At 37.5% G+C, this 13,844-nt stretch carries 7 protein-coding genes; 1 reads left to right on the top strand and 6 read right to left on the bottom strand.

The genetic code is table 11. From position 1 onward, the window contains the following. Window positions 1-530 precede the first annotated feature (530 nt). From ALGA_RS16270 to ALGA_RS16240, 6 genes are all read right to left on the bottom strand, one after another. Window positions 531-1,766 (bottom strand): hypothetical protein, encoded by a 1,236-nt coding sequence (locus ALGA_RS16270; protein ID WP_096430935.1) that lies wholly within the window; start codon window positions 1,764-1,766, stop codon window positions 531-533. A gap of 129 nt (window positions 1,767-1,895) precedes the next feature. Then, the gene (locus tag ALGA_RS16265) at window positions 1,896-4,718 is read right to left on the bottom strand and encodes an FAD-binding and (Fe-S)-binding domain-containing protein (protein ID WP_096430933.1); all 2,823 of its coding nucleotides are present in this window, start codon (window positions 4,716-4,718) and stop codon (window positions 1,896-1,898) included. Window positions 4,719-4,872: 154 nt separating this feature from the next. After that, entirely contained in the window at window positions 4,873-7,761 is a 2,889-nt protein-coding gene (locus ALGA_RS16260) for an FAD-binding and (Fe-S)-binding domain-containing protein (RefSeq protein ID WP_197705594.1), read from the bottom strand. 148 nt (window positions 7,762-7,909) lie between these two features. Further along, window positions 7,910-9,568, bottom strand: a complete 1,659-nt coding sequence (locus ALGA_RS16255) for an L-lactate permease (RefSeq protein WP_096430929.1) — start codon at window positions 9,566-9,568, stop codon at window positions 7,910-7,912. 220 nt (window positions 9,569-9,788) lie between these two features. After that, window positions 9,789-11,939: an L-lactate dehydrogenase (quinone) large subunit LdhH gene (gene ldhH, locus ALGA_RS16245; protein WP_096430925.1), complete on the bottom strand. Its 2,151-nt coding sequence runs from the start codon at window positions 11,937-11,939 to the stop codon at window positions 9,789-9,791. Between the two features lie 9 nt (window positions 11,940-11,948). Next, window positions 11,949-12,422: a lactate utilization protein gene (locus ALGA_RS16240; protein WP_096430923.1), complete on the bottom strand. Its 474-nt coding sequence runs from the start codon at window positions 12,420-12,422 to the stop codon at window positions 11,949-11,951. A gap of 543 nt (window positions 12,423-12,965) precedes the next feature. Here ALGA_RS16240 and ALGA_RS16235 point away from each other — a divergent pair. After that, window positions 12,966-13,706 (top strand): hypothetical protein, encoded by a 741-nt coding sequence (locus ALGA_RS16235; protein WP_096430921.1) that lies wholly within the window; start codon window positions 12,966-12,968, stop codon window positions 13,704-13,706. Window positions 13,707-13,844 lie beyond the last annotated feature (138 nt).

Genomic DNA, 13,844 nt, shown 5'->3' with positions numbered 1-13,844 from the left:
CTGTTTCGCTTGACTAAAATTCAGTCCTGATTTTAACAAGACCCAAAATCATCTTCTGACCCCATTTTAGTATTAGTAAGGTGCCGAAATAAGACAAAAAAAAGCCCGTGATATAGGGGAATCACGGGCAATAATTCTAAAGGGTTAATTAACCTACTAACCAGCCTTGCGGCTGAACCTTTAATGAACTCTTACCGTTGTAAGAGCTTCGTTATAAATATAAATAAAAAAAATCATATTATCTTAACATATTGTAAAACTTATATCTCTTTAGAATAGCTATAAATTATTCATAATAACATTTATCAATTCTAACTTCAATTCCAAAAGCCTGTTTTGCATGTATAGCAAGCTTTCAAGGAAGATGACTTTCGTCATCTTTTTTACAATAATATACTTTAAACACGCAAAAAAAATTCGCTTCGATTAAAATCGAAGCGAATTAACAAACCTAGCCACCAGTATTTAACAAACTGGTTTTCTAATCGTACAAAAATTGAAAAACAGACTTTTATAATTAGTATAGATTATTAAAAAGAATATTTAAGATGAACACTGAAACGAGTGCTGCCTACTTCTTTTGAATCTGCAACTGTACCATCAATTTGAGTTGTACCATAAGCTGCTGCAGTATATAATGCTTGAGTAGCTATCATGAAACTTCCCGAGTAAAATTCAACTCTAGGGCCAAACTGATATGCATAATCGATATCTGCACCGCGACTATACAAGCCTACAAATCCTTCAGTATCGGTAGCTAAATCATCATCAGCACCTAAATTCTTGGTATAACCTGCAAATAAACCATAACGCACATTTCCTGTAGAAGTATACACATCAGACCATATAGAAGATGTTTTAATATTGGTAAATTCGTAATCACCATTAGCATTAACACCTTTTACACCGTAACCACCTAACATTACAAAATTATTCATGTTCTGTCCGTAGATTGTAGTAACATTCCAAACCAATTTATCCGTTTTCACAGTCATCCAGGCATTCATTTGGTAGCTGCTTAACATTTCGTCGGTTTTTAAACCCGCTGGATTTTTAACCATAGGCTTTAGAAATTTATAACCTGCCGTTGCACCCAAAGTAAAACCTTTGGCTAAATCATACTTAATCTGTCCTGAGAATTCAGGAATACTGGCTTGCTGCACATATTTCACATTAGGACCATCAGGTCCTGTTGATTTAAAGTCCATTTCCGATAAGGCTGCAATTAAAAAGTAACCTTTATCACCAAGGTTACGGGTATATCTAAACTGAGGAGCTCTACCTAATACATTAAAAGGTATTGCAGCACCCCAACTTGGTACTCTAGGAAAACAGGAAGTAACGAACATTGGGTGCCAATATTTACCAACCAAAAGTTGATCTTTTCCCCAATCTAATTTCACAAATGCATGTCTCAAGCGAAATAAACCACTATTAGGAGTAGATGTTCCAACGAAATCTCCTTGAACAGTTGCAGATCCTTTTGCTCCAAAAGCAGTAAAACCAGTAATCCCTACACTTAATCTTGAGTGAATGCTTGTCATGAACAATTCTGATCGGTCATTTAAATCTTCACCATTAGCATCGTAATCTTTATTTGCAGGATACAGAAGTACGTCACCCTCGCGGGAGTTTACTGTTTTTCGCGAATCATAAATTGCTTCGGCTGATACGAAACCACTTAACTTTACTTTTACCTCATCAGCTTTTTGAGCCATACCTACTAAAGGCAGAAGTCCTAAGAACATCAAAATTACTTTCTTCATCTTAATTTGGGTTTTTTTAGAATTGAAACAGAACATGATCTTTATTCTCCCGAAACAAAATCATATACTAACTATGTAAACAATAGACCATGCCTGTTTCGATTATAGTGATTAATAAATTATTAATTTTTATTTTGCAGTAGTTGCTCTATCCACCAAATAAACGATTGACTGATAGGAAACGCCACTGTTTAATGTCAAACCAATTTCACAGGTTCTACTTGTTGAATACCCGTTTTTAACTTCGGCAGGATGCTGAATTTTAAGATCGCGCAAACCATGATCGTTCAATTCTGAGTGAGTAAAACCTCTATCACCCGCAAAACCACAGCAATTAGTATCTGGTTTCACCACGTTTTTAGCACAAAGCTTGGCCAAATCAACCAATTGATCCTCAACACCCAGCTTTTTAGCAGAGCATACAGCAAATACCGAAACCGTTTCGTTTAGTTGTGTAAAATTCAAATGATCTTTTAAATGATCCATTATGAATTCAATGGGTTCGTATAGTTTCAATCGCGACTGCATGTTCTCCTTCATGGTATACAAACAAGGACTCATATCGCAAAGAACAGGATATTCCCCATTGTTACTTGCTTTTACCAAAGCGGCTTCCAAGCTATTGGATTTTTTCAGTCCGGCTTCTTTAAAACCTTTACTCAAAAATGCCATTCCACAACAATGATTGTTTACATCTTCAGGATAAATAATTTCGTATCCAGCCTTCTTGATCAACTTCTCCATCTTAATAGTCAAGGCAACTTTCTCATCGTAATCTTTCGATACGCCCATGCTTCGGTTAATACAAGATGGAAAATACACAACCTTTTTAGGATTGTTTTGATTCACTGCAGGCGGAACAATTGCAGGCGACCCTTTAGGGAAAGCCTTAGTCCAGCGAGGAATTGTATTTCCTGATAAAGTTCTCACACCACCAGCAATTCCGCCCATTAATGCGGAACCGAGTATAGAATGAAAGAAGTTTACTGTATTTAAGCCTATTTGTGCATAGGATTGAACTTTATCCATATTATCGGCACACCACATGGCATATTTCTTTGCCTTTGGCGATGCATCATCAGCTCTAAGATCCTTAACTAATTTTCCTGTATCGATCTTTACCGGACAACTAAGCGCACATAAACTATCTGTAGCACACATTTGCAAGGCTTCGTAGTCGAATTGCTTCACCATACTGGCTAACACGTGAGGAGTCTCTCCTGAGGCTTTCAAACGAGTAATTTCGCGATAGGTAGCAATTCTTTGACGCGGACTTAATGTCAAGTTGTGAGAAACACAAGCTGGCTCGCAAAATCCACACTCCATGCACTGATCGATTTTCTCGTGAGCAGCTGGCAGAGGTTTCAAATTCTTTAAGTGAGCCTGTTTGTCGTCATTCAGAATAACTCCTGGATTGATTAAGAAATTAGGATCAAAAATAGCCTTGATCTTCTTCATTAAATTGTAGGCATCTGTTCCCCACTCCATTTCAACATAAGGAGCCATGTTTCGTCCGGTACCGTGTTCTGCTTTTAGCGCACCATCGTAACCACCCACAACCAAATCGGCCAATTCATCCATGAATTTAGCATACCTGTCGATTTCGGGCTGCGTTCCAAAATCCTGAGTAAATACAAAGTGTAGATTACCTTCCAAAGCATGACCAAAAATTACTGCTTCGGAATATTTGTATTTTTTGAACAAGTCCTGCAAATCCAAGGTAGCCTCGGCTAACTTTGGCACAGGAAAACAAACATCCTCGATAATAACAGTGGTTCCTACTTTACGCATACCGCCAACCGTTGGAAGCAAACCTTTGCGAATTTTCCAAAGCATAGCAAATTCAGCAGGAACATCAGTAAACTCAATAGGCAATTCCACCTGAATATCCTTAACCGAATTTTTAATTGTTTCAATCTGCTGTTTCAGTGTTTTCGCATCACTCGCTCTGGTTTCCACCAAAATAGCTGAAGCACCTTCACAAAGAGTCTTTAAGTAAGCAGGAACACCATCATCGTTCTCCACAGAACGCAATGCAGCTCTGTCCATTAATTCAACCGCAGCAACAGGCTCCGATTTTAGGATAGAAACCGCTCTACAAGCTTTTTCAATATCCGGGTAAACCATTAATGAACTAGCCTTAAACTTGTGTTCAACTACTGTTCTGTAAACCACTTCAGAAATAAATCCAAGAGTTCCCTCAGAACCGATCATTAAATGAGTTAAAATATCAATTGGATCTTTGTAATCAACAAGAGCATTTAAGCTGTATCCCGTTGTATTCTTCATTTTGAATTTCGCACGAATTCGCGCATCCAAAGTCTTATTGTTCTGAACATCTTTTGCCAATTGACTCAAGTCGTTCAGTAAGCTTATGTGAGTATTTTTAAAGGAAGCGATACTATCTTTACAGGAGGTATCGAGAACGGTTCCATCGTGTAAAATTACACGGATAGAATCAATTGTTTTATATGAATTTTCAGAAGTACCACAACACATTCCTGATGCATTATTGGCAGCAATACCACCAATCATTGCAGCATTAATGGAAGCAGGATCGGGTCCTATTTTTTTTCCATATCGTGCCAACAAAGCATTTGCACGAGCACCGGTAATACCTGGCTGAAGACGAATTTTCTTTCCATCATCCAAGATTGTGTGCTTTTTCCAATGCTCTCCGGCAACCACCAAAACAGAATCACTAATGGCCTGACCTGATAAACTAGTTCCTGCAGCACGATAAGTAACAGGTAAGTTTAAATTATGACATTCCCGCATAATCAAACTTACCTCGGCCTCGTTTTTCGACTTTACTACTAATTTTGGTATTAGTCGGTAAAAACTGGCGTCGGTTCCCCATGCTAGAGTATGTAAAGGATCATGAAACATCCGATCTTTATCAATTGTCTTCAGTAATCGTTCATGTAAAATTTTATATTCTCCTGTAAGCATATCTCTTTGGTTTATATTTTTAAATATGAATCAAACTATCCCTTCTCAAAATATTTTTACAAGCTGAAAGTGGTAAACAAACCTCTCATTTCCTTTTCAGCTTGTAAAAAAATTTACATCATTTATATTCTTACTTCGAATACTAGCGATGGCATTAAATTGTAGCCATTTGTTTTTTAGCCTTCTTTTTCTTGTAATTCACTTTCGCAGATTTTGCTGTTGTTACTCGATCTACCAAGTAAATAATAGACTGATAAGGAACACCACCATTATGACTTAAGCCAATTTCGCAAGTTCTACTGTTGGAATAACCCGCAATCACTTTTTCCTTCGCAATTACTGGATGAAGATGTCGAAGTGCATATTTGTTGACTTCAGGAAAGTTAAAACCTCTATCGCCAGCAAAACCACAACAACCCACCTCTGCAGGTAAAACAACGTGCTTAGCACATGCCTCAGCAACCTCTTTCAAAGCTGGAGTTAATCCCATTTTTGTAGTAGTACAAGTTGAATGAATGGCCACCACCTCGTCTACTATTTTAAAGTTTAGTTTATCCATTAAAAATGCATGAATAAATTCAACCGGTTCGTAAAGTTTCAATGTTTTATCCATTACATTACGCATACGGTAAAGACATGGAGAAGTATCACATAAAACAGGGTATTTTCCATTCTCTGAAGCTTTAACCAAAGCATCTTCCAATTCTGAAGATTTTTGATTGGCTTGTTTTATAAGTCCTTTACTCTCCCAAGGCGTACCACAACATAAATTGGCCATTCCCTCTGGGAAAATTACTTCGTAACCCGCTTTCTCGAGCAAATTTTGCGTTGCCTTATGCAATGGTTCCTTGTAAGGATCTCCTTTTGCAGGTCCCATGGTTTGCGAAATACAAGATGGGAAATACACCACTTTTAATGGATTTTCCTTATTAATAGGATGAGGAACAGGCTTTTTAGCTCCTTTAGGCATAGATGAAGTCCACAATGGAATGTTATTGCCACTTAAAGTTCTAAAACCACCGGCAACAGCTCCCAATAAAGTTGTACCCATTACAGCATGTACACCATTCACAAATGTAAGACCTCCACGAATCATTGGACCAATTTTGTACAAATTATCGGCGGCCATTTTACTATATTTTTGAGCTTTTTCACCCGTCATATCAAGTGATCTCAAATGCTTAATATACTTACCTGTATCAATTCCTAAAGGACAAGAAGTAGAACACAAACCATCTCCGGCACAAGTTTCTTCGCCCAGATATTTGAAATCCTTTAGTAATACTTTAAGACGTTCATCATCTTCGTGAGATATTTCCAATCGTTTGATTTCACGTTGTAATACAGTACGCTGACGTGCTGAAAGTGAGAAACCAGCGGTCAAACAATTCACTTCGCAAAAACCACACTCAATACACAAATCAACAAGATCGTGAACAGGAGTTAATGTCTTGAAATGTTTGATATTACATTCTGGATCGTCATTAATAATAACACCAGGATTCAATAAGCTTTTAGGATCAAAAAGATTTTTAACCTCTTTCATCAATTGATAAGCTTCGGCACCCCACTCATGCTCAACAAAGGGAGCCATGTTTCGTCCCGTACCATGTTCAGCTTTCAATGAACCATCATATTCGTCAACCACCAAGTGATCAACAGCAGTCATGAAATTTTTATATTGTTCAAGCTCTTCTGGCTTGTCGAAATTCTGGTTGAAAATAAAATGGAAATTACCTTCTAAGGCATGTCCATAAATCACACCGCCCTTATAACCATGGTCGGCAATCAATTTCTGCAATTTAGCAGTTGCTTCTGGTAAATCCTCGATATGAAAAGCAACATCCTCGATGATACAAGTTGTACCTATTTCTCTTAAACCACCAACTGCTGGAAATACACCTTTACGGATATTCCAATATTTGGAATATTCCTCTGGTTTATCAGTAAATTCGATAGGACGAACTGTTTCATAGGCCGATAAAAGAGACTTAATTTCTTTGATATTGCTATCCAATTCCTTTTTAGAATTCGCCATGGTCTCAACAAGAACTGCTGTTACACCATCAGGAAAATCTTTGATAAAAGCAGGAATACCATCCTCATTTTCTACCGAACGTAAAGCAATACGATCAAGCAACTCGGCCGCATCAACAGGACCTGGTTTCATAGTGACCACCGCCTGGCATGCAACTACAATATCAGAGAAATACATCATTGCACTGGCTTTGAATTTAGGATTGTCGACAGACTTCATTGTCAACTCAGCCATAAACGCCAAAGTTCCTTCCGAACCCACCATCAAATTCACAATAATTTGAAAAGGATCCGTATAATCGATAAAAGGATTAATACTAAGTCCGGTGGTATTCTTTATACTGTACTTGAAACGAATGCGCTCAGCCAATTTTTTGTTAGCTCGCACCTTATCGCGCATTTCTTCAATTTGGCGAATAAAATCGCCATGAGTCTTTTTAAATTCCTCTTTACTCTTGCTATCTCCGGTATCTAAAATGGTACCATCTGCAAAAATCAGACGAGCTGACAGAATTGTTTTATAAGAATTTTCATGAGTACCACAATTCATACCAGATGCATTGTTCATCACAATACCACCAATCATAGCAGAATTAATCGAAGCAGGATCTGGCCCCATTTTACGACCATAAGGAGCAAGAATTTGATTTACACGAGCACCCACAATACCTGGTTGCATTCTAATCGCGTCTCCATTATCAATAACATCGTAATTTGTCCAATTTTTTCCAGCAAAAATAAGGATTGAATCAGTAATAGCTTGTCCAGCTAAACTTGTTCCTGCTGCACGGAAAGTAACTGGTAGATTGTATTTATTAGCCAGAAGAATTGCTTTTTGCACTTCAGCTTCATCTTTCGCTCGAATAACAATTTTAGGTGTTAAGCGGTAAAAACCAGCATCAGTACCGTAAGCTAAAGTTCTAACTTCATCAGTATATAATCGAGACTTCTCAATCGTCGATTTGATCTCATCATAGAATTTCTTATAATTTCCTGTTAGCATCATTTTTAATTTTTAATTTTCAGTCATCGCAACTATCAATTGATGGGAAAACCTATCCTTTTAAACTGGTAACTTGTGTGACACTATATATATTTTTCAATCTTAAAAAAGAACCAAATATTCAAATAAATGAATATTTGGTTCCTGTGTTTTACAATGGAAGAGGATTAAATCCTGATGAAATTAATATCACCACAATTACCATTACCATTAAATAGTAGATAAAAGCTGGTATTGCATTTCTTCTGATAATAGTACCTTCTGCACCAATACAACCAACAGTAGCACATACTGCAACTACGTTATTTACACATATCATGTTACCTAAAGCAGCACCAATTGATTGAACTGCTACAATTAATACCTGAGGAATACCCAGAATAGTAGCCGTTTCGAACTGAAGTGAAGAGAATAATAAATTAGAAACAGTAGCTGATCCAGACATAAAAGATCCTAATACACCAACCAGTGGTGCTATTATTGGATAAGCATTTCCAGATAAATCAGCAATTGCAGTAGCCATAGTCGTTAACATACTATCCATTCCTGCTCCGTTGGTTCCCGATTTCAACATCAATTGAACCATGGCAACACCTGCAAGTAAAGCGATTGCAGCACCTGTAATTTGTTTAAAAGTAGTTTTCCAGGAACTAACCACCATTTTCATTGGCATTTTATATACAAAATTTGTGATAACCGCTACCAAAATAAATGGTATGGTTCCAGGCAGATAAGCCCATTTCAATACGTATGTTAAACCTTCAATACCAAAAATATCCGACAAGGTTAATGTTTGTGAAGCTAACCATCCTTTTAAACCTAAAGATGGAATACGGGTAACTACCAAAATAATTGCGATTAATGCATATGGCATCCAAGCTTTAGCCAATCCCATTTTTGCTTCTCCTGTATCACCAGTAGACTCTTTAGATTTCCAGTTAGCAGCCCATTCTGATTTTGGAGGAAAATCCCATGGTGTTTTTGGCATTAAAAAACCTCTTTTAGCAGCAAAGATAATAATTCCAAGACCTATAAATGCACCTAGTAAAGATGGAAGATCTGGTCCAAGAGTCGAAGCTATAATTACGTAAGGAATCGAAAATGCCAATCCTGCAAAAATTGCAAAAGGAGCAGCCGCCAATGCAGGCTTAATTGATTTTTCCTTACCAAAGAACTTAGTCATGACCATGATTCCCAACAAAGGAATAAAAATACCAACCAATGCATTCGGGATAGCAACCCATTCAGTTAATGCCATTTTAAATACATCTGGGTTTGCACCTATATTCGATAAGTTTTGCTCCAGGGTTACCATAGCACCACCACTAATTGGAGTACCTACAGCACCAAAAGGCACAGGAACCGAATTATATATTAAAGCAACCATTGCTGCAGCTAAAGGAGGGAATCCGAGTCCGACCAATAAAGGACCGGCCAAAGCAGCAGGTGTTCCAAATCCGGCAGCACCTTCAATAAATGCACCAAACATGAAACCAATAATAATGGCTTGAATTCTTCTATCCTTGGTTATTCCACTAAATCCATTATTAATAGTTGTCATTGCTCCCGACAACTTCATGGTATTCAGTATGAGAATAGCCCCAAAAATAATAATTAAAATATCCAATGCTTTTAGAAAACCAAAAACAGAATATCCCATAATGTGGAAAATATCAATTTCCCAAACTGTGTAAGCCACTATCACCGATAATAACAGCGATAAAGGCAAAGCCTTTTTTGCTCCCCAATTGAAGCCCACCATCAATACGATGGTTAATAAAATAGGCGAAAATGCTAATAATGCGTCCATAAAAAAATAATTTAGGTTTAATTACAAATTGTGTTATTGATTGTAGTAAATGGGTTAGATCTACTGTATTTTTCTATTATTGAATTGTCCAATCTTTCTAGAGTACCGTTTATTGCACTGTTGTGCATTAAAACGTCGAGGTCGGTAAGCTTTTGTTTTAAAACTTCCAGACTTTTTTTTATCTCTATCCTATCGTTATTGAAATCCATAATTTTTAATTTTATTTCTTGATGACCTCTACATATTTTTCAATAAATTCGGTCAGATGAAGCACTTTTACAGGTATATTTTTATGCATTAATCCACCGTTAATCTGCATCACACATCCCGGACAATCAGTCACCAAAATCTCGGCACCGCTCGCTTGAATATTCTCTATCTTTTTGGTTAGAATTCCGTTTGATATGGTTGCAAAGTCGAGAGAGTAAGTTCCACCAAAACCACAACACACATTGGTATCAGTTAATGGAATAAATTGTTTTCCTATTAATTTGGAAAGGAATGATTCAGCCGAATAATCCAATGATCTGAAATCATGACAAGGAGTATGATAAGTAACCTTCTTATTCCCTTTCACTTTGAATCGGATGTTGTTATCTTCTAAAAACTTCCCGATTGGAGTTACCATATCTCCCAATTGAGCTGCTTTTTTATATCTGTTTGGATCCTCTTTGGTAAAATCTAAAAATTCATGCTTAATGGCTCCCCCACATGTTGGGCACAATACAAGCAGTGCTTCGTAGTCTTTAGGTCCTTGTATGTTATCAAGGGTATTGTAAATCATGCTTTTTGCATTATCAGGATCGCCTGATGCAATTGCAGGAATACCACAGCAAGCTGCTTTTTTAGGAATATCAACCTGAATACCACTTTTCTGAAGAAGTTTGACCATAGCCAATCCCATTTCTGGATAAAAATATTCGATAGCACAACCTGGATAGAAGAATACTTTTCGATCGGAAGTAAACTGATCGTAACCATCTTTGTGAAAGCGCTTGCTAAATGTTTTGGATGCCAAAGCCGGAAATTTTCTAAAATCCATCTCTTTAGGCAACATTGGAATTGAACCTATAATTTTCTCCTGATTTAATTGATTGGTTTTCGTTAATGGAAACTGAAAATTTGCTCCCAGGCTCAACATCGATTTCATTCTGTCGGGTTTTGCAACCAAACTTTTAAATACGTTCTTCTTTATTGGGTTGATTCCGTATTTTTTACCCACAACCAATTTGAGTTCCGAAATTAATGATTGCAAATCAATGCCCGAAGGGCAATTAAAAGAACAGGCACGACAACCAATACACATTTTTAAAATGTCTTTGGCAGCTTCATCGCCTTGGTAAAGTGCAGTTAATATTAATCCAATAGAACCAATATAACGATCGCCGTAAACATGGCCACCCACCATTTCGTAGGCCGGACAAATATTGGCACAACTACCACAACGAATACACTTAAGTGCCTCTTTGAACTTAGGATGTTCGAAAAATGCCAAACGACCGTTATCTAAAAACACATAATGAGTTTCCTTTATGCCGTCGGCACTTTTGTGAGCTGGTACCCGGCCTTTGATCCAGGTCGTATATGAAGTAATAATTTGTCCGGTAGCACTCTTTGGCAACACCCGAACAATATCTAATGCCTGATTAAAATCGTCGCACAATTTCTCGTATCCGACTAAAACAATATGCACAGGAGGTACGGTTGACGACAAGCGGGCATTACCTTCGTTGGTAACCAAACCAATTGTACCTGTGCTGGCTACGGCAACATTTGCCCCGGTCATTCCTACACCTGCTTTAAAGTAAGATGATCTAAGAAATCGACGGGCGATTGCAACCATTGCGTTAATATCTTCAGGATCGACCACTTCTCCTGTATAATCAGAGAAAATTTTGGCAACCTGCTGTCTTGTTTTATGAATAGCCGGCATTACCATGTGCGATGGATGCTCGCTGGCCAACTGCAAAATCCACTCTCCCAAGTCGGTTTCGATAGGTTGCAGGCCTTCCTTCTCTAAATAATGGTTTAGCAAAATTTCTTCCGATGTCATCGATTTACTCTTCACCATGTATTTTACATTGTGGCTTTTCATTACATCGGCAATGTATTTACAAGCATCATCGCCTGTTTTTGCCTGAAACACTTTACAGCCATGCTTCTCAACATTCGCTTTAAACAAGTTGAATTGTTCCATCACCTTGTTTAAGTCCCTGTCCTTTATGTCGTGCACCCTTGTTCTTAATGCTTCAAAATCTAAGCCCTTATAGGCGTTAATTTTAGAAGCCTTATATGCTGTTGCGAAACCTTTAAGGTTTTTATACAAAACCTCGTCGCTTATTTTTTCCTGTATTTTATCTTGAATTTTCATGGCTTCTTTTTATAAATCGTTTAAGATATAAACCTTCATCTCTTTAGGTCCGTGCACTCCAACTGTTAAAACTCGCTCGATATCGGCTGTGCGGCTGGCCCCGGTAATAAAAGCAACATAGCCGCCCATATCTGCAGTTCTCTCCTCAATAAAATCGGCCACATCATTTAAGCGGTCAACCAGTTTACTAATGGGCATCGCTACAAACAGCTTATCGGCCAGGCAAGTTGCCAAACGTTTATTTTCATTGATACTATCAATAACAACCGTTCCGGTCTCTGCAATTGCGTAATCAACTTCGATAAGAGCATTTTTGATGCCTGCTTCTCCGGCTTGTATATCTTTCAACTGATTAAAACTTGGAACATCGATGTATTCAAAACTTTCCTTGCTTAAAATATTTTCAAATTCGACCGAAGACAGAATTTGGTTTTCATTTCCGACCAGTGCAGATTTTTCTAAAAAGAGTTCGAGATTGTTCATGTGTTTTTGTTGTATAGTATTGTAAAAGAATGGTCAGAAAAGCTGACTATTTAGAAGTTTGACTAACCAATAGCGATGCCAAAAATTTCACGCACTCGTTATTTGGATTCATTCTAATCATTTTAGCACTGATACCCTTGCCTTTAGCCTACGCAAAGGTTTTCAGGAAACAGATTTAAAACGATTTCGAAAACGTTCAGTTGTGAACACCGGTGCCTGTATGGCTGTGCTAAACTGAACAATCGTTCAGTTTAGCACAGTGAAAAGGACTGATTTTGGACGGCTAAATTTGCACAATAGCCCCTTCTTGTTTTTCGAGAAATTATTCTGATAAGAGCAATAAAAGCAAAACCACATTTAACTATATTTCTTTTTAACGGTTAAACCCCAGTAAATACTGAGATTTATAGCCGAATCATAAAATAAATTATAAGTTATTCTGGGTATTTATTTTTATTTTAACATATATTTCCTACTTTCAGAATCTGAAATGATTTTTACTACTAACCCGGTTGATAATTCAACCCTAAAAACGGATACAAAATGACCGATGTAACAACAACAAAACCGATTGATGAATTAGTGCAGGAAATGATTAATAAAATAGTATCCCCTACCATTCCTGTAGATATTAGCATCGGTGAAGCCGGACAACTTCGTAGATTTGCAATGGAAGACAAAATAGCCTTGCTGGCCAAAGGATTAACGGTTGATAAAATTGAGAATCTAAATGCAAGAGCCATGTACTTGCGAGAGAAGCAATCGATTTGGATTAGTGTTTATGAATCGGCACAAAGCAATACCGATGCGTGGGAACAAATGTTTGAAGAAGCCTCTCTGTTGCAAAAGGAGTTGAGATATGATTTTCAGTTCGCCTATAGAGATGAGCCAAAAATACTTACTAAGCTAAATAATATTTTAGATGGTAATGGGAAAATGGACCTAATGCAAGACTTGAGCGACTATCCTGATTTTGCGCTAAAGTATCCGGAGCCATTGCTATTGATAAATTTTGACAATAATAAATTAGACAGAGCAAGTCTACTTTCGCGTGAGTTATATGGCTTGTGGCAGAAAATAGATGGTGCGCAAAACAGTACAAACCGACCCGAAAAAATACTTCGCGATAGGGCTTATACCTATCTTAAGCTATTGGTTGATGAAATTCGTGCCTACGGAAAATACGCTTTTTGGTACGATGACGAGAAACAAGAACGATATGCCAGCGACTATGCAAGAAGAAAAAACAATAAAAAGAAGAACAAAGAAGAAATAGGAAACTAGCTGAAAGGCCTAAATCTGTTGACTCATTTCGCTACAGGAGGGCATTTCTTGCTACAGAAGCAATAATTCATCCTACAGGCACTCAATTTTGGCTACAGAAGCCCTAATTTAGTCTACAGGCGAGCAATTTGGGCTACA

The sequence above is a fragment of the Labilibaculum antarcticum genome, assembly GCF_002356295.1.
Classification (GTDB): Bacteria; Bacteroidota; Bacteroidia; order Bacteroidales; family Marinifilaceae; genus Labilibaculum; species Labilibaculum antarcticum.
Note: the sequence above shows the minus strand (reverse complement) of the source record. Positions and strands in the feature narration are given on the sequence as shown.